The sequence below is a fragment of the Haladaptatus litoreus genome, assembly GCF_900156425.1.
GTDB classification, from domain to species: Archaea; Halobacteriota; Halobacteria; order Halobacteriales; family Haladaptataceae; genus Haladaptatus; species Haladaptatus litoreus.
On sequence record NZ_FTNO01000001.1, the window covers coordinates 679,280 to 699,176 of the forward strand.

At 59.6% G+C, this 19,897-nt stretch carries 24 protein-coding genes; 16 read left to right on the forward strand and 8 right to left on the reverse strand.

Going from position 1 to position 19,897, the window contains the following annotated elements; translation table 11 throughout:
* Positions 1–215 precede the first annotated feature (215 nt).
* From BW974_RS03450 to BW974_RS03465, 4 genes are all read left to right on the forward strand, one after another.
* Positions 216–1,079: a coiled-coil protein gene (locus tag BW974_RS03450; RefSeq protein WP_076427995.1), complete on the forward strand. Its 864-nt coding sequence runs from the start codon at positions 216–218 to the stop codon at positions 1,077–1,079.
* A 57-nt stretch (positions 1,080–1,136) separates the two neighbouring features.
* Complete coding sequence (sppA, locus tag BW974_RS03455) at positions 1,137–2,147, forward strand: signal peptide peptidase SppA (protein ID WP_076427997.1); 1,011 nt, start codon at positions 1,137–1,139, stop codon at positions 2,145–2,147.
* Positions 2,148–2,195: 48 nt separating this feature from the next.
* Positions 2,196–2,330 carry a hypothetical protein gene (locus tag BW974_RS26920; protein ID WP_281247656.1) on the forward strand — a complete coding sequence of 45 codons (135 nt, stop codon included), beginning with the start codon at positions 2,196–2,198 and terminating at the stop codon, positions 2,328–2,330.
* Between the two features lie 219 nt (positions 2,331–2,549).
* Positions 2,550–3,638 carry an aldo/keto reductase gene (locus BW974_RS03465; RefSeq protein WP_076428001.1) on the forward strand — a complete coding sequence of 363 codons (1,089 nt, stop codon included), beginning with the start codon at positions 2,550–2,552 and terminating at the stop codon, positions 3,636–3,638.
* Between the two features lie 37 nt (positions 3,639–3,675).
* Here the strand turns inward: BW974_RS03465 and BW974_RS27105 are convergent, their stop codons facing one another.
* Positions 3,676–3,879, reverse strand: coding sequence for an HVO_0758 family zinc finger protein (locus BW974_RS27105; RefSeq protein ID WP_394329561.1), 204 nt, complete (start codon positions 3,877–3,879; stop codon positions 3,676–3,678).
* A 222-nt stretch (positions 3,880–4,101) separates the two neighbouring features.
* Between BW974_RS27105 and BW974_RS03470 the strand changes: the two genes are divergently transcribed.
* A complete protein-coding gene (locus BW974_RS03470; RefSeq protein ID WP_245799888.1) occupies positions 4,102–5,340 on the forward strand; it encodes a polysaccharide deacetylase family protein in 1,239 nt (412 codons plus the stop codon).
* A gap of 92 nt (positions 5,341–5,432) precedes the next feature.
* The gene (locus tag BW974_RS03475; RefSeq protein WP_076428005.1) at positions 5,433–6,572 is read left to right on the forward strand and encodes an MFS transporter; all 1,140 of its coding nucleotides are present in this window, start codon (positions 5,433–5,435) and stop codon (positions 6,570–6,572) included.
* Here the strand turns inward: BW974_RS03475 and BW974_RS03480 are convergent.
* Positions 6,569–6,934, reverse strand: coding sequence for a DUF7522 family protein (locus BW974_RS03480; protein ID WP_076428007.1), 366 nt, complete (start codon positions 6,932–6,934; stop codon positions 6,569–6,571). The genes BW974_RS03475 and BW974_RS03480 overlap by 4 nt on opposite strands.
* Positions 6,935–7,089: 155 nt before the next feature.
* Here BW974_RS03480 and BW974_RS03485 point away from each other — a divergent pair, with 155 nt between their 5' ends.
* The 6 genes from BW974_RS03485 to BW974_RS03510 all read left to right on the forward strand — a co-directional run bounded on the left by BW974_RS03485 (position 7,090) and on the right by BW974_RS03510 (position 12,785).
* Complete coding sequence (locus BW974_RS03485) at positions 7,090–8,193, forward strand: glycosyltransferase family protein (protein WP_076428009.1); 1,104 nt, start codon at positions 7,090–7,092, stop codon at positions 8,191–8,193.
* Positions 8,194–8,219: 26 nt separating this feature from the next.
* On the forward strand, positions 8,220–8,741 hold the full coding sequence (locus tag BW974_RS03490; RefSeq protein WP_076428012.1) for a DUF7109 family protein: 522 nt from the start codon (positions 8,220–8,222) through the stop codon (positions 8,739–8,741).
* A 24-nt stretch (positions 8,742–8,765) separates the two neighbouring features.
* Positions 8,766–9,362: an NUDIX hydrolase gene (locus BW974_RS03495; RefSeq protein ID WP_076430222.1), complete on the forward strand. Its 597-nt coding sequence runs from the start codon at positions 8,766–8,768 to the stop codon at positions 9,360–9,362.
* Positions 9,363–10,031: 669 nt separating this feature from the next.
* Positions 10,032–10,814, forward strand: a complete 783-nt coding sequence (locus BW974_RS03500) for a DUF7388 family protein (protein WP_076428014.1) — start codon at positions 10,032–10,034, stop codon at positions 10,812–10,814.
* A gap of 73 nt (positions 10,815–10,887) precedes the next feature.
* Positions 10,888–11,652 carry a creatininase family protein gene (locus tag BW974_RS03505; RefSeq protein ID WP_076428016.1) on the forward strand — a complete coding sequence of 255 codons (765 nt, stop codon included), beginning with the start codon at positions 10,888–10,890 and terminating at the stop codon, positions 11,650–11,652.
* Positions 11,649–12,785: an NAD(P)/FAD-dependent oxidoreductase gene (locus BW974_RS03510; protein ID WP_076428018.1), complete on the forward strand. Its 1,137-nt coding sequence runs from the start codon at positions 11,649–11,651 to the stop codon at positions 12,783–12,785. Before BW974_RS03505 ends, BW974_RS03510 begins: the two co-directional genes overlap by 4 nt.
* Positions 12,786–12,847: 62 nt before the next feature.
* On the opposite strand, the gene BW974_RS03515 is transcribed toward BW974_RS03510, so the two are convergent.
* Together BW974_RS03515 and BW974_RS25355 are read right to left on the reverse strand one after the other, a co-directional pair.
* Positions 12,848–13,237, reverse strand: a complete 390-nt coding sequence (locus BW974_RS03515; protein WP_076428020.1) for an Hsp20/alpha crystallin family protein — start codon at positions 13,235–13,237, stop codon at positions 12,848–12,850.
* A complete protein-coding gene (locus tag BW974_RS25355; protein WP_175609618.1) occupies positions 13,234–13,392 on the reverse strand; it encodes a DUF7559 family protein in 159 nt (52 codons plus the stop codon). Before BW974_RS25355 ends, BW974_RS03515 begins: the two co-directional genes overlap by 4 nt.
* 338 nt (positions 13,393–13,730) lie before the next feature.
* Here BW974_RS25355 and BW974_RS03525 point away from each other — a divergent pair, with 338 nt between their 5' ends.
* Positions 13,731–15,458: a radical SAM protein gene (locus BW974_RS03525; protein ID WP_076428024.1), complete on the forward strand. Its 1,728-nt coding sequence runs from the start codon at positions 13,731–13,733 to the stop codon at positions 15,456–15,458.
* A 172-nt stretch (positions 15,459–15,630) separates the two neighbouring features.
* Positions 15,631–16,068 carry a TRAM domain-containing protein gene (locus BW974_RS03530; RefSeq protein WP_076428026.1) on the forward strand — a complete coding sequence of 146 codons (438 nt, stop codon included), beginning with the start codon at positions 15,631–15,633 and terminating at the stop codon, positions 16,066–16,068.
* 369 nt (positions 16,069–16,437) lie between these two features.
* On the opposite strand, the gene BW974_RS03535 is transcribed toward BW974_RS03530, so the two are convergent.
* The 3 genes from BW974_RS03535 to BW974_RS03545 form a co-directional block, all read right to left on the reverse strand.
* Positions 16,438–17,142, reverse strand: coding sequence for a YkgJ family cysteine cluster protein (locus BW974_RS03535; RefSeq protein ID WP_076428028.1), 705 nt, complete (start codon positions 17,140–17,142; stop codon positions 16,438–16,440).
* A gap of 28 nt (positions 17,143–17,170) precedes the next feature.
* Entirely contained in the window at positions 17,171–17,926 is a 756-nt protein-coding gene (locus tag BW974_RS03540) for an MBL fold metallo-hydrolase (RefSeq protein WP_076428030.1), read from the reverse strand.
* Positions 17,927–18,065: 139 nt separating this feature from the next.
* Positions 18,066–18,317 (reverse strand): MarR family transcriptional regulator, encoded by a 252-nt coding sequence (locus BW974_RS03545; RefSeq protein WP_076428032.1) that lies wholly within the window; start codon positions 18,315–18,317, stop codon positions 18,066–18,068.
* A 145-nt stretch (positions 18,318–18,462) separates the two neighbouring features.
* Here BW974_RS03545 and BW974_RS03550 point away from each other — a divergent pair, with 145 nt between their 5' ends.
* The gene (locus BW974_RS03550) at positions 18,463–18,861 is read left to right on the forward strand and encodes a PPOX class F420-dependent oxidoreductase (protein ID WP_076428034.1); all 399 of its coding nucleotides are present in this window, start codon (positions 18,463–18,465) and stop codon (positions 18,859–18,861) included.
* Between the two features lie 14 nt (positions 18,862–18,875).
* On the opposite strand, the gene BW974_RS25360 is transcribed toward BW974_RS03550, so the two are convergent.
* Positions 18,876–19,046: a hypothetical protein gene (locus BW974_RS25360; protein WP_175609619.1), complete on the reverse strand. Its 171-nt coding sequence runs from the start codon at positions 19,044–19,046 to the stop codon at positions 18,876–18,878.
* Between the two features lie 129 nt (positions 19,047–19,175).
* On the opposite strand from BW974_RS25360, the gene BW974_RS03555 reads away from it, so the two are divergent.
* Entirely contained in the window at positions 19,176–19,883 is a 708-nt protein-coding gene (locus tag BW974_RS03555) for a class I SAM-dependent methyltransferase (RefSeq protein WP_076428037.1), read from the forward strand.
* Positions 19,884–19,897 lie beyond the last annotated feature (14 nt).

Here is a 19,897-nt window from a genome sequence, read left to right on the forward strand (position 1 = left end):
TACGGGGCGTGTGCTAAGCGTTTACACATATTTTGAGGGCACAAACTTTAAATAGCTATACCGAATATCTGGTAGTACCTGAACGCTTCCGGCGTCACGGTAGCACCGCGCGTCAACCAATGATACGGGAATATTATACTCGACTGGTTGGTTATCACAGAACAGTAGCGATGCTACCGTGCACCGGAGCGGAAGGAACCGAGGTTTAACTAAGAATGGTAAGCGTAACAGAAGAGGATCTTCAGAACAAGTCGAAAGGTGAACTCATTAAACTCGCAGGACAGCTCCGCGACCGGCGGAACGAGCTGAATCAGCAAGCGAGCAAACGTGCGTCCAAGCGTGACGACCTCAACGCAAAGACGCGAGAGAAGGTGGACGAAGCGCAGGAACACCGCGAGAAGCGTGACGAACTGAACGAGCAGGTTCAGGAACACAAGAAACTGCGCAACGAACTCAACGCGGAAGCGAACGAACTGTTCGAGCAGGTTGAAGACCGCAAGTCCGACCTCGAACTGGACGAGGGCAAAGACTTAGAACAGCTCAAAAAGGAAATCGAAGAGCTCGAGTTCAAACAGCAGACCGAAGTGCTGTCCACCGAGGACGAGCGCGAACTCATCGAGAAAATCGAGGCCAAACGCGACGAGTACCAGAGCCGCAAGGGAAAGCTCGAACAGAGCGACGACCTTGAGGGACTGGTCGAAGAGGCAGAAGAGGTTCGCGCAGAAGCGAGCACCCACCACGAGAAGGTGACGGAACTCGCAGACAGCGCCCAGCAGCACCACAACAAGATGATCGAGGCCTACCGAGAGGCCGACGACATCCGCGACGACGCCGACGAAATGCACGAAAGCTTCGTGGAGGCCCAGGAGGCCGCCGACCAGCACCACGAGGATTTCGTCCGCGTCCAGAAGCGTCTGCGCGAACTCGACAAGAAAGAAGAAAAGGAGCGCAAGTCCGAGAAGGCCAAGGAGCGAGAAGAAGCCAAGGCCGAGGCCGAGGAAATCTACCAGCAGTTCAAGGAAGGCGAAACCCTCGACACCGAGGACTTGATGAAGCTCCAGAAGACCGGTCTGCTCTAAGTTCTGCGGATTCTCTCGCGGCGAACGTTTAACGCGGTCGAACACGCATTTTCTCGCATGGCAAATAACTCGCAGGGACGACGCCGTCTCGTCGTTCTCGTTGGAATAGTGCTAACAGTCGCGGTTGCGTGGTGGCTGTTTTACGCCGTTCCGAACTCGCTCGTTGACCTGTTCGGTGTCCTGCTCGTAATCGTCTCCGCCGTCCTCGGCGCGCGATTCGTCGGACGACTCGCGGCGCACCGATTTCCGGACTACGACGTGGCGGAGGTCGCCGTCTCCGGGCCAATCAGTCGGGACGGACGCGGCGGCGTTCCATCGGGAGGCGGAACGCCCGCGGACGCCATCGTTGAGCAAATCGAGAAAGCCGACGAGGACTCGAACGCACAGGCACTTTTGCTCCGGTTGAACACGCCGGGCGGCGAAGTCGTTCCGAGCGAGGACATCCGTCTCGCAGCGGAACGATTCGACGGGCCGACCGTCGCCTACGCGACCGACGTGTGCGCGAGCGGTGGCTATTGGATTGCCAGCGGATGCGACGAACTGTTCGCTCGGGATGCCAGCCTCGTCGGGAGCATCGGCGTCATCGGGTCGCGGGTGAACGCCGCGGATTTGGCAGACAGGTTCGGCCTCTCCTACGAGCGATTCGCGGCGGGCAAATACAAGGACGCGGGCATCCCCTTGAAGGAAATCGGCGAGGACGAACGCGAATACCTCCAAGGACTCATCGACGGCCTGTACGACGATTTCGTCCAGCGGGTCACCGCGGGGAGGGAATTAGACCCCGAAACCGTGCGCGAGACGGAAGCTCGGGTCTATCTCGGCGACGAAGCCCACGACCTCGGCCTCGTTGACGAACTCGGCACGCGCGAGGACGTGGAAAACCGAATCGCGGAACGGTTGGGTGTCTCGGAGGTTTCAGTTCAGGAGTTCGAACCGCGCCAGCCACTACGCGAGCGACTGAACGTCGGTGCGCAGGGTATCGCCTACTCGTTCGGCGCTGGCGCGGCGAGCGTCCTCGGTGGCGACGACGGCAAGCGAGTGGGGGGCTTCGAATTTCGCGTTCGCTAGCGGATGGGAAATTTCCGTGTACTTGTCGAGACGACTGGTGTCAGTGAAATGGCGACTACTGTCGATTTCGTTTCGGTCACGACTGCTGATGCCGACTCCAATCAAACCGCCTCCGCAACCGCAGGGCGGGCAGGCCACGGCCCGCCCGCCCAATCCAAACTTGACCAGCCGATTTCTGGGTAAAAATTCGTCCTTCCGAAATTGACGGCAGGCTTGTCTAAGCACTTGGCGGTTGCGGAAGCGGTTATCTGTTGTCGGCAGTAGCTAGCAACCTACCAAAACCTCCATCCTAAATCTGTTTTCCCGAAATGAATCTCGCCAACTCGAACAAACAGCCAAAGCGCCGAGCATTGCAAAAGCGTCAACCCCGCCCTTTTATTGCACAATCGACTACCACGAAGCATGGCCACCGAATCCGGAACCCACGCCTATCGGAACGAACACGGCGACGAGTTCGGACGAACGTACTTCCGCCAACTCGGCGATTTCGCGGTGTCGAGCATCGGGGTGGGAACCTACCTCGGCGACCCGACCGACGAGGTGGACGAGGCGTACCACGATGCGATTACGACGGCGCTGTCGGGCGGTAGTAATGTGATCGACACCGCCATCAACTACCGATGCCAGCGAAGCGAGCGCGTGGTCGGGCAGGCCCTCGCCGATAGCGACGTTGACCGCGAATCGGTGTTCGTGGCGACGAAGGGCGGATTCGTTCCGTTCGACGGCGAGCGACCGGACAATCCGGGGAAGTTTGTCAAAGAGGAGTACGTCGATTCCGGACTCATCGACCGCGACGACCTCGTTCGCGGGAGTCACTGCATCGCTCCCGACTACATCGACGACCAACTGAATCGGTCGCTGGACAACCTCGGAGTGGACACTATCGACTGCTACTACGTCCACAATCCGGAGACGCAACTGCTCGAAAAATCCGAGGAGGAACTGTACGACCAACTCGAAGCCACGTTCACTCGTCTCGAAGAGCGCGCCGCGGAGGGGGATATTCGCCATTACGGCATTGCGACGTGGACTGGTTTGCGAGTTCCGCGGGGACACGACGACTATCTTTCACTCCGTGAAATCGTCTCACGGGCGAGGAACGCGGCGAAAACAGCAGAAAACACGACGACCCATTTTCGGGTCGTCCAACTCCCCTTCAACGTCGTCATGGCCGACGCGTTCACCGTCGAATCCCAAGACGGGCCGGAGGGCGACCAGAGCGCGCTCTGGTTCGCCCACGAAGCAGGACTGAACGTGATGACCAGCGCGAGCATCGCACAAGGTGACCTCGCTGAAGAACTTCCGGACGACGTAGCGGAACGTCTGAACGGCGACACGACCGCCCAACGGGCAATCAATTTCGCCCGAAGTGCGCCCGGCGTGACCTGTTCGCTCGTCGGTGCGAGCGACGTGACGCACGTCGAGGAGAATCTGGATGCCGGTCGTTTCGACCCGATGGGTGCGAACGCCTTCGACTCCGTCTTCGAGTAGCGCTGGCGCTCAGTGGCGAATAAATGAGAAGTAAATATTATATCACTTTCCACTGATTTTCACACTCTGGACACGACCGAACCGAGAAAATCTCGTTTGGGTCGTTTTTTGTTGTGAGTGATTCATGGCACACAGAGCACGACAACCGCCCGTATGTGTCCTTCTCGACGTTCCCCTTTCGTAGACCACTTCGGACTGATTGCATCAATCTTCCATACATTGTTGTGTGGTAAATAGTCATCGACAAATCGGAACACGTAGTAATTATATACAATAAATTTGTTCAATCAATAATTCTATTATGGTTTGAACATAGCTAACAAGAAGATTTTTCAATATTTGTATAGTAATTGATCATATGGACAACAAGCCTGTAAAAACACCTTGTCGACGGTTTCTTTCTTTAGCTGGTGTTACTACTACTGCCTTCTTCGCCGGATGCACCAGCGAAACTCCTCGTTCGATGACCAAAACAACCACAGAGGAGACATCAACAGACAGAACAACGACGGAGACGACCGAAACGATCATCAATCCGAAACCAACGCTCCGAACGAAATACAACAGCAGAAAACGGTACGGTTCTCCCGGAACGAGTTTCGACACGTTCGAAAACCCCGACCTGTGGGAAGCACAGGAGGGGGAGAAAACGCCCGACACTGAGATGAAACGAACGGGGTCACAGAGCCTCAAGATGACCGGACACGACGGTCATCACGTAATTCTTCAGCGGCGATTCGACGAGCCGATGGATTTCTCCGACCGTGACATTTCGGCGATGATACGGACAACGACGCCATCGAAAATCGGTTTTTACATCTATCTACTCGATACTGATGGAAACGAAGCTGCGTTGGAACTTCGTAACATCACCTACCGAACACCCGACATCGGGTGGTTCCGAACCTGTCCCGGCGTGTTCGAGGTTAGCGAAACCGAACCGGATTTGACCAACATCGACCGGATGAAACTGCAGGTGACCAATGCGACGAGCGACGACGTAGAAGCGTGGGTAGACGACGTTCGATTTCATCCGAAACCTGAAAAAGGATACATTATCCTGAGTTGGGACGACGGCAAACGGAGCTACTACGAACACGGCGCACCGGTTCACGACAAGTACGATTTCCCCGCTGTTCTGACGCAACCACCACGACTGAAAGCCGTGGAAGAAGACTATTTCATGTCCCTTGACGAACTTCACGAGCGCCAATCGAAGGGTGATGAAATTGTCGCACACGGGAGCGTGGATGCTCAGTTCGACGAGATTTCTGCGTCGAAATTGGACGGTATTCTCCGACGGAACAAAAAGTGGCTCCTCGACCGCGAGTTCGGCGGCGCGAACTTCATCGTCTACCCCGGCAACAGTTACGACGCCACTGCGCTCGACGTCGTCGGAAAGTGTCATTACATGGGCGGGATGAATCAGTCGGGCAACGTCAACACGACCGGGGTCTACGGCTTCGACCCACTCGTCCTTCCCCGCACTATCGGCGAGGATTTAGAAATTTCAAAACGCGTCGTGGATAACGTTACAAAGTATCGAAACTGTGGCATTTTGAACTTCCACGACTTCGGAAACAGCAACACGTTGTCCGTCTCCGACTACAAAAAACTCCTCGCGCACATCGACGGCACGTTGGGCGTCGAGGTCATCACTTTCTCCGATCTCTGGCGAATGCGAACAGACACCACAATCTAACGCCTTCTCTTGCCCGTTTCGGAAGGTTTGACTGTCCGCTCTCAAAACCCATTTACGTGTCCCGTGGTCGCCTCTTTGCGTCGCTTAGCTCGATGGTCTTTTTAGTCAATTTTGCACGGGTGGTGTTTGCTCCGCTTCTCGAACCGCTTAAAGATGCGTTCACTGTCGGCGATGCCACTGTCGGAATCATTGCCACACTGGTCTGGCTGGGAAGCGCCCTCCCACGAATCCCGACGGGGTACCTGCTCACGCGCATTCCGCGACATTACGTCGTCCTCGGCACTGGTATCCTGCTGACCGGTTCGGCGGGATTCACCGCGGTTTCCGATTCGGTTCCGATGCTCGGCGTGGGTGCGTTTCTGATGGGCGTCTCCAGCGGCGCGTATTTCATCGCCGCAAATCCGTTGGTGAGCGAACTGTATCCCGAACGCGTCGGGCGAGCAATCGGCATTCACGGCACGGCGAGTCAACTTGCGGCGGTCGCCGCCCCGCTGTTCGTCGGGGCCATGTTGGCTCCGATTGGGTGGCGCGGCGTCGTTGGCTTCGTCGGTGTTATGGCGGCAGTCACGACGGCCGTCTTCTTCGTCATCGCGCGCCGAACCGAACTGCCCGATGCGGGGTCGGCAGACCGCGACCTCTGGGCGGCGTTCCGCCGACAGTGGCCGATCATCCTCAGCGGGGTCGCCATCATCGGCGCGACGGGATTCGTCTGGAACGGCCTGTTCAACTTCTATCCGACGTATCTGCAAGCCAAAGGGCTGGAACCGAGCACAGCTAGAACCATGCTCACCGTCGTCTTCGCGGCTGGTGTTCCGGCGTTCTGGCTCACCGGGCGACTGGCAGACCGACTGCCACACGTTCCGCTCATGCTTAGCATTCTGGGCGCGTTCGCGGTCTGTTTGCTGGCGATGACCGCGGTACAGAGTCTCGCCGCAATCATCCTCGTCACCATCGCGCTCGGCTACGTCATTCACTGCCTCTTTCCGGCGCTCGACACCTACATGCTGGATTCGCTTCCGGACGAAAATCGAGCCAGTGCGTACGCACTCTACAGCGGAATCATGATGGTCGTACAGGCGTCGGGGAGTTCGGTCGTCGGGGCACTCCGGGATGCAGGGTTCGCGTTCAACGACGTGTTCCGTGCGTTTTCCGTCGCTCTGTTCGTCATCCTCACCGTCCTCCTCGTTCTGCATCGGTCGAACCGACTGCCGACAGGTGCGGTGACGAGCTAGTCGAACACGGTTCGACAAGCCCGTATCGTCGTCGGAATCAGCGTTTCGTCCGGGTCGAGTCCGATGAACGCGCCACGAGTGCCGCCCCAACCGATTACGTTGATGCCGTGTTCGAAAACACGAGTCGTAAACTGGAGGTCGCCCAGCGGTTCGAAGAGGTCTTCCTGTCTGACTTCGACGAGGTTTTCGAGGACGAGGTCGTGGGCGATTTTCTGCCGTTCGCTGTCGGAGTAGAGCGCGCCGATATCGTCGCGCATGAATGCAATCGAGAACGTCTCGCTGTCCGCGTCTCCGATTGCGATAGTCCGCAAGCTATCCCCTACTGCGTCTTGTAGCTCGGTGATAAGTTCGTCAGCGTTCATAGTCTTCCACAGAGAAGAAAGCGACTGATAATAATGTATCTCCCGCACGATTTGGTTTCCTTTTCTCCTGCGGACTCCATTCCCTACCTTCCGATTCCATTCTCTTCCTGCCGACTTCACTCCCTTTTTCATTCCCCTCTCCTAAGCCCCCAGCAATGGAGTACGTGCAGGAGCAGGTGACGACGCTCCACGACCTGACGGGTCGCGTTCCCGACGCACCCACAGACCGTACCGCCGTGGTCGTCCCGATGACCGACCACGAGTATCGGTCGGTGACTGCGAGTCGGATGCTCGCGGAACTCGAATCCGTCGGACCGGGGCACGTCGTCGTTCCGCTCCGTGCACCATTCGGGCGCGTCGGCGCGGTTCGGGATTGGCTCGCGGAGTTCGACCTGCCCGTGACCCTGCTCTGGTGCAACAGTCCCCGAGTGACCGACCTACTGGCGACTCACGGCTTGGACGGCACGGTCGGCAAGGGCCGGGACGTGTGGCTTGCACTCGGAGTCGCCGCGAGCGACTCCGAGTTCGTCGTTTGTCACGACGCCGACGCGAAAACCTACAGTTCGGAAATCGTCCCGCGACTGCTCGCTCCCCTCGATTCCGGCGTTTCGTTCACGAAGGGCTACTACGCCCGCGTCGAAGACGGAAAGCTGTACGGACGATTGTTTCGGCTGTTTTACGCGCCGCTCGTCCGGGCACTGCGCGAAGCCAACGACGAACCGATCCTCTCATATCTCGATTCGTTCCGATACGCGCTTTCGGGCGAGTTCGGCGTGACCGCCGAACTCGCGTCGAACCTCCGTATCGAGCGCGACTGGGGGTTGGAAGTCGGCACCCTCGGCGAAGCGTTCGAACAGGTCGGCTTCGACGGCACCGCACAGGTAGACCTCGGTCGGTACGAACACGATCATCGGGGCGTTTCCGGGACTGGCGGCCTCTCTGCAATGAGCGACGGCGTCGGACGCGCCCTGTTCCGCGTCTGCGAAGCTAACGGCGTTTCCCCCGAGTACGACGCGCTTCCGGCGCGCTATCGAAAAACCGCAAATCGGTTCGTCCGGCAGTACGCCGCTGACGCCGCATTCAACGGCCTGCGGTACGATTCGGTCGCCGAGCGCGAACAGGTCGAAACGTATGCCGGGGCGATTCGCTCGCCCAGAGAGACGAGTAGCGGCCTGCTCCCGGCGTGGTCGGACGCGCCCATCGACCCCGCCGACGTTCGGGAGGCGGCGCAACCGCGCCTGCCCGAACGCCAACACTAATATCGGTGGCCCGACCCTTCCCGATAATGGACGAGACGAAGGACGAGCTCGCCGGAGTGGTGGATTTGTTCGGCGTGCTCACGCGCGCCGAACTGGCCGAAGCCCTCGCGGAACTGGCGTTCAAGCAGGGAAAAGAAGTGAACGAGTCGGCGTTCGAATCGGTCATCGAGGACGCCGTGACGGACTACTATCTGGTGGAAGCGACGGTCGAAGGGAGCGAGGGCGCGGGTGACGCGGAAACCGTGCTGGTTCCCGGCCCGGTCGCCTTCCCGGCACTCCCCGAAAACGGCGAGGATTTACCGCACATCATGGACGTGCCGGAGCGTCCCGTCAACCGCGAACGAATCGGCGAGCGGGTCAAAGACCGTCTTCTCTCGGAGGCCGAAACTGCGGACGAAGAACGCGCCTCCCACCTTTTGGACGTGAGCTACGACCTCGAAGCATGGGCACCCGTTTCGACCGACGAGGTGCGCGACCGATTGGACGAATCGCTCGGAGAATCGCCCAGCGAATCCTCCGGCGAATCGACCGGCGACCGGGCAAATTAAGGTCGGACGGGGCAACGAATGGACATGGACTTGGGTCGCGTGGCCGACTACGAACCGCGGTCGGTCACGGACGAGAAGCGCGACGCCGCCGTCCTCGTTCCCATCGTCGAGCGGGCGGACGGCCCGCATCTCCTGTTCACCAAGCGGGCCGACCACCTCGGGGAACATCCCGGCCAGATGAGTTTCCCCGGCGGCGGGCGGGAACCGCAGGACGACGACCTCTGGGACACCGCCCTGCGCGAGGCCAACGAGGAAATCGGCCTTCGGCGCGAGGAGGCCGAATACGTCGGTCGATTGGACGATATCCGAACCATCACGAACTACGCCGTCACGCCGTTCGTCGCCAGAATTGCCGACCGAACCTACGAACCCGACGAGCGCGAAGTGGCGGAAATCGCCGTCCTTCCGATTTCCGGGTTGATCGATTCCGCGAACTACGAAAACGAACACCGCGACCACCCGCATTACGGCGACATCGTCATCCACTTCTTCCACGTCGATGGCTATACCGTCTGGGGTGCGACCGGGCGAATGGTGGTGCAATTTTTGGAATTGGTTACCGATTGGCGCGCCCCCGAGACGATTGATAGATACGTCGATACCGACCCGGATTTGGGGTAGCGAGTTGGGTTTTTTCGGACGTTCGTGTTTTGCTTTTGCAAGGTTTGATTTGGATTCTGTTCCGTCGGTTTCTGCCGAGTCGATGTCAGAGTGACGAGGAACTCACGACTCCACTGAAGACCGCACCGCAACCGCAGGCCATTCCCTCCCCAACCGACTCCCTCACTCGCTTGCGCTCGTTTCGGTCGCCTCTCGCGCGATAGTTGGCAGGACTTCGGAAGTAAACTCCTCAGCCCTGCCGACGCACGCACCATGAGGATAGCGTCGATTCCGGAATCTCGTATTTTCCATGTGGTGCGTGCTGGCACAGGTCCAAGGACACGGCGTCCGAAAGCCTCTGCCGGTGGATGACTGAGGAGCAACGCGACGAAGGAATCGGTTGGGGAGGTACGTGGCTGGTTGCGTGGCGGTTGCTGTCTCATCGGAGTCGTGATTAGCTAGCGGAACAGCGACAAAAACCACTGGAACACTACCTGACCAACCAGAAAAAGAGCTTCCAGAACAAAAATTCACACACCAAACCGACCACACCACAACCATCCATCACGTAGTTGCCGTTGCCGACAGGCTTTTCAATACCACCGAACAACGAGAAATCACATGGTCGCACAGACGATGGATCGCGTTCCGCGTATGCAGTAGCCTAGTTCTGACCATGGGGAGCAATCAATGTTAACCAGTAGCCACGCCGTCACACGAACCGGCCTCGATGCAGTCGCACTGAAACCGACCGAATGCGACGTGCGGAGGGCGCTGGAACTACCTTTCGACACAGTCACTATCGACTACGAAGGGTGCGAACAGCTCCCCGACAGAGAGACACTCGCCGAACTCGCCGCAAAAAAGAATCTCCGTATGACGATTCCGGTTCGAGCCGACGGCTTCGACCCGCTCGGCGACGATTCGCTTTTCGGCCAAATCCCCGAAAGTGCAGGGCAGGTGCTCGTCGCGGGCCACCCCGCCTATCTCTCGGAGAACGAGAAATCCCGAGCTATCGCGCCTCGAATCGGGAAGGCACTCGATAGTGCGCCCGACGCGTGGGTCGGAACGGAAGGCGTGAAGCGAATCGCAACCGCGACGGGGGCCACGCAGTTCGAACTCCTCTCGCGCTCGACCGACCGCGAACTCCGCGCGCTCCGGGCCGCCGGATTCGAGGAGCAGATTGCGGTGTACGCTCCGACGGTTCTCACGGACGACGAGAACGTCATCCTCGACGCCGTCGGAGAGTACGTCGCGCGCCGAAAACCGGTCGCTCGGGCGCTTCCAGAGGACGGAAAGACGGATGCCCGTGCTGACGGGCGTGCTCGCGAAGTGCTGTCGAAAGCCAGTCGGGACTTCGCGCTAGTCGGGACGGAAGAGGAAGTCGGCGAGCGCATCACTGAACTGAAAGACGCCGGAGCGGATTTGGTGGTCGGCTATCCGGCGCGAGGAGTCGAGTCGTTCCTCGGCTAATTCGGCTGCAATCTCTGTTTCGGCGTTCGCCGTGATACCCAGTTTGAAATAGTCTGGATGCAATCTCCCGCCCATGAGTTTGCTTCACGAACACACGACGACGACGGCGAGGGACGACCTCGCCAACACGGATGTCGCGCTCCTCCCGACCGGGAGCGTCGAACAGCACGGCCCCGCGCTCCCGCTGGGAACCGATTTCATGGCCGCGCAAGCAGTCGCTCACACCGTCTCCGACCGCGAGGACGTGGTCTGTCTGCCGACGATTCCGGTCGGCGTGAGCGAACATCATCGCCAATTTGATGGCACGCTCTGGACTGCTCCCGAAACGTTCGAGAACTACATCGGAGACATCGTCGCAAGCATCGCCAGCCACGGCGTACAGAAAGTCGTCGTCGTGAACGGCCACGGCGGCAACAGCGGCGCGCTCCAGCGCGTCGCGCGCAGACTCCGACGCGAGGAAATCGCCTTCGCAGTGCCGTGGAATTGGTGGAGCGGCATCGGCGAAATACTAGACGACGAGTTCGGCGTCGGCATCACTCACGCCGACGAAATCGAGACGAGCATGCTCCTCGCAATCGCAGAAAACCTCGTCCGCGAGGCCGCACTCGAAGACGCGGAAGCGGGCGCTGGCGAAACGTGGGGCAAGGACGTTCACGGCGCGAACGTTGGCTTCGACACCGTCGATTTCTCCGAAAGCGGCGTCGTCGGGCATCCGACCGAAGGCTCGAAAGCGGCGGGCGAACGACTGCTTTCCGAGTCCAGCGAGGAACTCGACGCACTCATCGACTGGCTCTGTGAGCGAAAAATGGCCGACCTCTGGTCGGAGGAACACCGATGAAAATCGCAGTCGTCGGTGGCGGTGCGGTCGGCATCACTGCGGCGCACGACCTCGCGGTTCGCGGTGAGGATGTCGTGCTGTTTGAAAAAGGTGAGATTCCGAACGAGGACGCGAGTACGGGCCGGGCCGCGGGCGTGCTGTACGACGCCTTTGCCGCGCCCGAGGACGCGAAAATCGGCGACCGAGCAATCGAACGATTTCGGGAGTTTTCCGGTACCAATGGCTTCGAGTTCGTGAAAACGCCCTACGTTTGGTTTGCTCGGACGGGGGACGAGAAGCGAGCGGCGGCACTCCGCGAGCAGGTGCCCAAAATGCAAGAACAGGGGCGCGACGTGTCGTTCATCGAGGCGGACGAACTCGCGGAGCGCTATCCCGCGCTGAACACCGAAGATGTTAGTGTGGCCGCAATCGCCCGAAATACGGGTCGAACCGACCCCGGAAGCTACGCCAGCGCCGTCGCGGAGGAGGCGAAAAAAGCGGGTGCCGAGATTCGAACCGGCGACGAAGTCGCGGTTCGAATCGACCCGCCGCGAATCGTTTCCGGGGACGGAACCGAAGCAGACGAACAGGAGTTCGACGCAATCGTCGTCGCCGCTGGCGTTCACACCAAACGTCTCCTTGCAGACGCCGACATCGCGGTTCCACTGAAACCCTACCGGGTGCAGGCACTCACCTGCGAGTTCGATGCCGACGTACCGATGGTGTACGACGCAACCGAGGGGTACTACCTGCGCCCCCACCCTGAGGGCCTGCTCGCCGGGGATGGCACGGAGGAAGTCGAAAGCGACCCGGACGAGTGGAAACGCGAAGGAGACGATGAGTTCGTTTCTGCGATGGAAGACCGACTCGCGCATCGGCTTGGAGCGAACGCTCCCGAGTTCGCTCCAAACGTCGAACGCGCGTGGGCCGGACTCTGCAACGCGACGCCCGATTACGACCCGCTTCTCGGGGAACTCCGGTTGGGACTCTACGTCGCCGCCGGATGGCAAGGTCACGGCTTCATGCGCGCGCCAGCGCTCGGCGAGGCGATTTCGAAGGACGTGCTCGGAGAGGCAAGTGTCCCAGAGTTCGACCCGACGCGATTCACCGGCGACGAGGAGTTCGAAATCGTGGAAGGAATGGCCGTCGAGTAAGAACGATTGAAAAGTCGAGAGCAGGGGGCGAATCCGAATCGTCCCTCACCGATTCCGATTCGTTACTCGGATTCCGGCGTGGATTTCGGCACGCGAACTTCGAGGGTTCCCGAGTCGGTCAGCGTCGCCGAGGCGCTCTGTGCGTCCACGTCGGCATCGGCCGGGAGTTCGACCTTCCCGTCGAGAGACATCCCTCGTCCGGGGTACACCATGTCGTAGCCGTCGTGGAAATCGCGGAACCGGTCGATTCGCACGAGGACGGCGTCCTCGGCGAACCGAACCTGCACGTCGCTTCCCGTCGCGCCCGCCGCGTCGAAGACGACGAGGTAGGCGTCCTCGCTCTCCAGTAGGTCGGAGGGGATTTCCCGTTTTTCCTGCACTTTGCTCGCGGCGCGGCCGACGCGCGAGGCGATGGCCGTCGCGGTCGAGCGACCGATGTCCTGTAGGGTCATAGTTCGATTTCGTCCAAGCTATCGGTTTCGCCACAGTACGGGCAACTGAAGTCCGACACACCGACGTCGTCGGGTATGTCGTAGGTGTAGTGCATCTCGAACATGTCTAACTCGCAGTCGTCCTCGGTGCATTTGACCTCAAGCGTGGCTGGCATAGGAAGCGGTACGTTCTGGATGAAAATAAACGCGCTGACTCCGGTCGTTTTTCCGACCGCGAGTCTTCGACTGTTGTTCTGTTGTCGTGATTTGCTCACTGTTGATTGATTACACTGTGTTATAGCAAAGCACGACTCCAATCAAACCGCCCCCGCACCGCAACCGCCCACATCCTCCCCCAACCGATTCCTTCACTCACTTCGTTCGTTCCGTCATCCCTCGCGCGCGTTTCTCGCACGCGCCGGGGTCGTCTGGATGGATTTTAGTCGGGTTCCTGTCCGGATAGGCGCGAAACCTGTGTAGTCACCGTTTTACCCGTCCAGTCGCAAACACGGGTATGATTGACCCCACGACCCTCGACGTGACGCTCGTGGACGGCTACGTCGATGAACCGGCCCACTTCGGCGTGCCGCCGTACATCTCGACGTACCCGCGATACACCGCCGGGGCGCTCGTGGATGCGGGTGTGCCAGCGGAGCGGATTACGTACCACACCATCGACGAACTCCGCGAGGACAACGCGAAGTGGGCCGACGTAGCCGACGCCGACCTCTTCATCTACATCGGCGGAATGACCGTGCCCGGCAAATACGTCGGCGGGACGCCCGCCGAACCGGACGAAGTGCGCAAAATGGCGTGGACCGCCGACGGAACCAGCCTGATGGGCGGTCCCGTGAAATTCGGCGTCGGCGATGAAAACGCGGGCGGCACCGAAACCCAGCGCGACGACCTCGATTTCGACTTCGTGGCGAAAGGCGACGTGGAGGCCGCGGCCTTCGACCTCGTGGAAAGCGGATTGGAAGGATTCGGCAACCGAATGCGGGACAACGAGGAAATCGACCGCTGGGCGGAGTCGGGCGCGTTCGTCATCGAACAGCATCCGAACCACCCGGAGTATCTCATCTGCGAGATGGAAACCTCGCGGGGCTGTCCGTACCGCTGCTCGTTCTGCACGGAACCGCTGTACGGGAATCCGTCGTTCCGGGAACCAAACTCGGTAATCACGGAGGTCGAAGGATTGTATCAGCGAGGTGCCCGACACTTCCGACTCGGACGGCAGGCCGACATTTTGGCCTACGGGGGCAACGGCGAGAAACCGAATCCTGACGCCCTTCGGGAACTGTACGGCGGGATTCGCGAGGTTGCGCCAGACATCGGGACGCTCCACCTCGACAACATGAACCCGATTACCGTCGTGGAGTGGCCGGAACTGTCGCGGGAAGGGATTCGGGTCATCGCGGAACACAACACCGCAGGGGACACCGCCGCGTTCGGCCTCGAATCCGCCGACCCGAAAGTACAGGAGGAGAACAACCTGAACGTCACCGCCGAGGAGTGTTTCGAGGCGGTGAAAATCGTCAACGAGGAGGCTGGCTGGCGACCCGGCGAAGACGGGGAAAACGCGCCGACATTTGGTTCCGACGCCGAAAGCCGACTGCCGAAACTCCTGCCGGGAATCAACCTGCTTCACGGCCTGAAAGGTGAACGTCGAGAAACCTTCGACTACAACCGGGAGTTCCTCCAGCGGGTGTACGACGAGGGGCTGATGCTCCGCCGGGTGAACATCCGGCAGGTTATGGCGTTCTCGGGAACCGAGATGAACGAAGTCGGTGCGGACATCGCGAACGACCACAAGAAGCTGTTCAAGCAGTACAAACGCGAGGTTCGGGAGGAAATCGACAACCCGATGCTGAACCGGGTCGCTCCGCCGGGTACCGTCCTGCCGAACGTGCATCTGGAGTACCACAAGGACGGGCGAACCTTCGGCCGACAACTCGGCACCTATCCTCTGCTGGTCGGGATTCCGGGCGAACGAGAATTGGGGCGAACCATCGACGTGGCCGTCGTTGACCACGGTTTCCGCTCCGTGACGGGCGTTCCGTACCCCCTCGACGTGAACAGCGCGACGATGGACGAACTCACCGCGATTCCGGGGCTGGGCAAACAGCGCGCCGGAAACGTCATCGTCAATCGCCCCTACGAGACGCCGGACGAACTCGCCGAAACGGTTGACGTGGATTTGAGCAAGTTCGCTCGGGCCGAAAAACCGGGAAGCGCGGACTGAAAACGGGTTTTGTTTTCGACAGTGACCGAGTACCCAAAGCGAGCGAAGCCAGCAAGAGTGATGACGACAGTCATCGCTCTTGCCCGCGACCGCCGTAAAAGGTGGTGTAGAAAGGTGGTGTCGATAATTCTTTAATGGTTGACTACTTGGTTTCAACTGGAGGTCTACGACCTTGGAAATCTCTGACAAACTCCTGTGTCTGTTCAGCGCTGATGTTACTCTCAAAGACGACGAATACGTCGTCTCAGTTCCACGCCGCGAAATCGACACGGGTTCGGTCGAACCGGGAGAAACCTACCGTGTTGCGCTTATCTCGCGTGAAACGGAGACTGAATCGAGTGAAAACCAAACCGAGGCGACGGCGAAATCAACGGACGACAGCGGTGGCCCGACTCCTGTTTCGTCGGAACCACAACCACCTGTCGAAGGGGGAGAAATCCGCTACGTCGAAGTCGAGGATATCGGCAAGCAGGGCGACGGTATCGCCCGCGTCGAACGTGGCTACGTCATTATTGTCCCCGGCGCGGAAATCGGCGAGCGCGTGAAGGTCGAAATCACCGAAGTGAAATCGAACTTCGCCGTCGGCGAAATCATCGACGAAGAGTTCTAGAAACGACCTTTTACGACGGTCGAGCGGCCGGACCAGCGCGAATCGCGCTGGTCCGACCCGTCTCCTTGTAAAAGCTCGACCAAAAGCACTGTCAGAGGCAAGCTCTGACGAACCATTCGCTCGCTTCGCTTACGAAGACACTCCTCTTTCATTTCGCAGGGAAGAGCGAAGCTCTTCCCTACTGCATTCAGTCGTCGGCCCGCTCGTTCGTCACTGCGTTCCTCACTCGCGGAAGAACTGCGAGCCTGCTAACAACTGTGTCACTGGCTGATTTTCGGCGGCCGTGTCACTGGCCGATTCTCGTGGCTGTGTACTTGTTGTTCCCTGATAACTGCGTCAATTGGGGATTTCGGCGGTCGTGTCAGTGGTCTATCGCTCGCGGTCGTCGCTCACTTCGTTCGCGCCGCCGACTCGCTTGCTGTCGTACTCGCTTCCATCGGGATGTTTCGCGCCCTCCGAATCGTGGACGACGATTTCGCCCGAATCTGGGTTCGCGAGTTCGTAGTTGTCGCGCACGCCGATTGCTTCTTCGAGTTCGCGGACTGCGCGCTCTTTGAGGGCGTCCGCCAGTTCTTCGGCGTGTTCCCGGTCGATGTCGCTTCCGAGTCCCTCGCATTCGTGGGCGCGGACGATTCCGGATTCATCGACTGCTTCGCCCATCGGCTGACTCGTCCCGTCCAGTTCCACGCTGAAGGGGTAGGTCTGGCAGATGAGCGGTCGGTCGGGATGCACGGAACACGCGCCCAGTCCATCATCGTCTTCCTCGTAAAATCGACAGTCGCCGCAGTCGTCAGTCTGAAGCGCCCACTCGAACGTTTCGCCCTCCAATCCGTCGTCACCGTCGGAGAGGCCGTAGGGCATCGGGCGGGCTACGTCTCGGAAATCGTACTCCGTCGCGCCCTGCAACTCACGGACTTCGTCGGGGAACACCGTCGCGGTGTGGGGGTCGTCCGCCTCGCTCGTACAGCAGGCCCCACAGCGCGTGCACTCGAATCCGATGTCCTCGATTGCGTCGGCGAGGTCGCTTACGTCGAGTGCCTTCGCGCGCTCCAGTTCGGCTTCGAGACTCTGCACGCTTTCCAGTTCGGGCGAGCGCGCAAAATCATTGCGGGACGGCACGCTCGCCGTCCCATCGCAGGTCGCCTTCGACGGCCAACTTTTCGAGATGGGCCGCGACGGTTCGCTCGGCGAATTCCCGAACGCCGGAAATGTCCTTGTCGTAGGCCGAGTCGGTGATTGCAGCGAGAGTTTCCGCACCCGACTGCACCGCAGACCGCACCCGTTTCTCCCGAGCGAGTCGGTGGTCGATGAGTCGCCGAATCGTCTTCCTCGGCTCGTCGATAACCGGCCCGTGACCCGGATACAACGCGTCGGGATTCCGGGCGTACAGTCGCCGGAGCGAGGTGAGGTACGCCCGCAGGTCGCCCTCTCCGGCGGCGACCATCACGCTCCCTTCCGCGACCACGAGGTCGCCAACGAGGATTTTGGCTCCGTCGTCATCTGCAAGTGCGACGTGGTCGGGAGCGTGCCCCGGCGTTTCGATGACGGTCAGCGAACCGATTTTCGTCCCCTCGCGGAACATCTCGTCGGGCGCGATTCCCGTCGCGTGCTCGAATCGCGTTTCGCGGCCCTGCCGCGCCCAGACAGTCGCATCGCAGGTTTCGGCGTAGTGGGCGACTGCTCCGACGTGGTCGGGATGCGTATGGGTTACCAGCACGTGTTCGACATCGTGTTCGGCGACTGCTCGGTCGAGTTCGTCGGTTCGTCCTGCTGGGTCAATGAGTACGTCTCCGACCACGTAGGCGTTCGTCGCTCCGTGCGGGGCAACTGTTTCTGTCGGGACGGGGATGGGATTCATACGCGGAAGGAGGGAGGTGATTCGAAAAAAGCCCTCGTTCGTGCTGGACGATGATGAATGACTGCAGAACGAAGACGAGGAACAAAGCGAAAAGAAAGCGAAACGTGGGAGGCCGAAGTCGAACGACTGATTCGCAGAATCAGTCGTTCAGGAGGTAGACCTGTTTTCGTGCGTCGCGGAAACTGTGGCGGGAAACGACGAGGTCTTGCTCTTCGAGGCGAGTCAGGGCGTAGCGAACCGTTCGGTCGGGAAGGAGCGATTCGTCGGCGAGTTCGCCTTGCGTCAGCGGTTCGTCGGTTTCCAACACCTTGGCGATGAGTTTCGCGCTGGGTGGAAGTTCGCGCAGTCGTTCGCGGAAATCACTTGCTGGTTTGGTCGCGGTCGTGCTCATGTTATGATACCGCTTGACAGAGGTGGTAAAAGTTGGCTATATGGGTGTTCATACAATATTCACACCTTAATCGTCATTATATCACATTTTAATAACTCGATAGGTCGGGCAGAAGCTACTCTATGCACCCCGTCGTGTCTCGCCTATGGAACCGATTCCAGACGAGTATCACGACCTCTTCGAAAAGAAGACGTTCGCAAACTTCGCAACCGTCATGCCGGACGGGACGCCGCAGGTGACGCCCGTGTGGGTCGGCTACGACGGCGACCACGTCCTCATCAACACGGCGAAAGGGCGGCAAAAGGAGAAAAACGTCCAGCGAAATCCGAAAGTCGGATTGGATATGCTCGACCCGAACGACCCCTACCGGTTCGTTTCGATTCGCGGGGAAGTCGAGGAAGTGACCGAAGATGGTGCCGTCGAACACATCAACGAACTTACCAAGCGATACATGGAACAGGACGAGTACCCGAACCTCGGCGAGGAACAAGGGCCGCGCGTCATTATCCGGATACGACCCGACCGCGTCGTGGCGGGCGGATAATCTCGAATTATTCTTTAGCGGTCAGCGTCCGATTTGTGGTCGGTTTTCGGTGCATCGCCGTGGCGGTTGTACTGACCGAGCACGCACCCGCAGTCGGGACAGTGGACGACGATTACCCGCACGTACTCGTGTCGGACGAGTTCTTCCGCCGTAAATTCGCCGTTGCAGTGCTTACACGTCGGCATACTACTCTTCTATTCGCTACGCGAGCGAACTCCAAAGTCGTTCGCGTAACTGATTTTCCAGTTCGTTTGCCTATCCGCTTTCAGTACCGTTTTATCCCTCCGGTGAGGTACACCCGTGTAGAAGAAAGTGTGAAGGGACAGGAATGGTATCAGGCGACAGAGGTGGCCGAGGAGTACGACGAGAAGCGATTCTCCCGTGGCGGACGGCTTATCGACCGCCGTGAGAAACAGGCAGTTCTCAACGCGATTGAGCCAGTCGAAGGAAAACGAGTCCTCGAAATCGCCTGTGGCACCGGACGATTCACCGTCATGCTGGCGGAACGCGGGGCCGACATCGTCGGACTGGATATTTCGTCGGCGATGCTTCAGCAGGGACGCCACAAAGCCCACAACGCTGGTGTTGACGACCATCTGGAATTTATGCGCGGCGATGCGGCCCGCCTTCCGTTTCCCGACGACTATTTCGACACCGTGTTTGCGATGCGATTTTTCCACCTCGCTGACACCCCTGCATCTTTCCTGAGCGAGATGCGCCGAGTGGCGAAAGAACAGGTCTTTTTCGATACGTTCGCCGGGCCGAGCACGCGAAGCCTCTACAATTGGCTCCTGCCGATGGGGTCGCGACTCTACTCGCTTTCCGACGTGGAGAAGCTGCTGTCCGAAACCGGTCTTCGACTCGTCGGCGCAGAACACGACTGGGTGCTCCCATACGGTTTCTACCGCAAGATTCCCGACGTCATCGCGGAGCGAATCCGCGAGATAGATACGAGCCTCATCGACTCCGCTGTCGGCGACCACCTCGCGTCGGTTTCCTACTGGAACACGCGGGTCAAGTAAGCGCGTGCCGAATT

Excerpts from the sequence above, each read along its gene's own strand:
- sppA (WP_076427997.1), top strand. The coding sequence starts at position 1,137 with ATGGCAAATAACTCGCAGGGACGACGCCGTCTCGTCGTTCTCGTTGGA.
- BW974_RS03470 (WP_245799888.1), top strand. The coding sequence starts at position 4,102 with ATGACCAAAACAACCACAGAGGAGACATCAACAGACAGAACAACGACG.
- BW974_RS03515 (WP_076428020.1), bottom strand. The coding sequence starts at position 13,237 with ATGACCCTACAGGACATCGGTCGCTCGACCGCGACGGCCATCGCCTCG.
- BW974_RS03550 (WP_076428034.1), top strand. The coding sequence starts at position 18,463 with ATGGAACCGATTCCAGACGAGTATCACGACCTCTTCGAAAAGAAGACG.
- BW974_RS03500 (WP_076428014.1), top strand. The coding sequence starts at position 10,032 with ATGTTAACCAGTAGCCACGCCGTCACACGAACCGGCCTCGATGCAGTC.
- BW974_RS03495 (WP_076430222.1), top strand. The coding sequence starts at position 8,766 with ATGGACTTGGGTCGCGTGGCCGACTACGAACCGCGGTCGGTCACGGAC.
- BW974_RS26920 (WP_281247656.1), top strand. The coding sequence starts at position 2,196 with ATGGCGACTACTGTCGATTTCGTTTCGGTCACGACTGCTGATGCCGAC.
- BW974_RS03510 (WP_076428018.1), top strand. The coding sequence starts at position 11,649 with ATGAAAATCGCAGTCGTCGGTGGCGGTGCGGTCGGCATCACTGCGGCG.
- BW974_RS03480 (WP_076428007.1), bottom strand. The coding sequence starts at position 6,934 with ATGAACGCTGACGAACTTATCACCGAGCTACAAGACGCAGTAGGGGAT.
- BW974_RS03475 (WP_076428005.1), top strand. The coding sequence starts at position 5,433 with ATGGTCTTTTTAGTCAATTTTGCACGGGTGGTGTTTGCTCCGCTTCTC.
- BW974_RS03490 (WP_076428012.1), top strand. The coding sequence starts at position 8,220 with ATGGACGAGACGAAGGACGAGCTCGCCGGAGTGGTGGATTTGTTCGGC.
- BW974_RS03505 (WP_076428016.1), top strand. The coding sequence starts at position 10,888 with ATGAGTTTGCTTCACGAACACACGACGACGACGGCGAGGGACGACCTC.
- BW974_RS03545 (WP_076428032.1), bottom strand. The coding sequence starts at position 18,317 with ATGAGCACGACCGCGACCAAACCAGCAAGTGATTTCCGCGAACGACTG.
- BW974_RS03485 (WP_076428009.1), top strand. The coding sequence starts at position 7,090 with ATGGAGTACGTGCAGGAGCAGGTGACGACGCTCCACGACCTGACGGGT.
- BW974_RS03465 (WP_076428001.1), top strand. The coding sequence starts at position 2,550 with ATGGCCACCGAATCCGGAACCCACGCCTATCGGAACGAACACGGCGAC.
- BW974_RS25355 (WP_175609618.1), bottom strand. The coding sequence starts at position 13,392 with ATGCCAGCCACGCTTGAGGTCAAATGCACCGAGGACGACTGCGAGTTA.
- BW974_RS25360 (WP_175609619.1), bottom strand. The coding sequence starts at position 19,046 with ATGCCGACGTGTAAGCACTGCAACGGCGAATTTACGGCGGAAGAACTC.
- BW974_RS03525 (WP_076428024.1), top strand. The coding sequence starts at position 13,731 with ATGATTGACCCCACGACCCTCGACGTGACGCTCGTGGACGGCTACGTC.
- BW974_RS03450 (WP_076427995.1), top strand. The coding sequence starts at position 216 with ATGGTAAGCGTAACAGAAGAGGATCTTCAGAACAAGTCGAAAGGTGAA.
- BW974_RS03540 (WP_076428030.1), bottom strand. The coding sequence starts at position 17,926 with ATGAATCCCATCCCCGTCCCGACAGAAACAGTTGCCCCGCACGGAGCG.
- BW974_RS27105 (WP_394329561.1), bottom strand. The coding sequence starts at position 3,879 with ATGACTATTTACCACACAACAATGTATGGAAGATTGATGCAATCAGTC.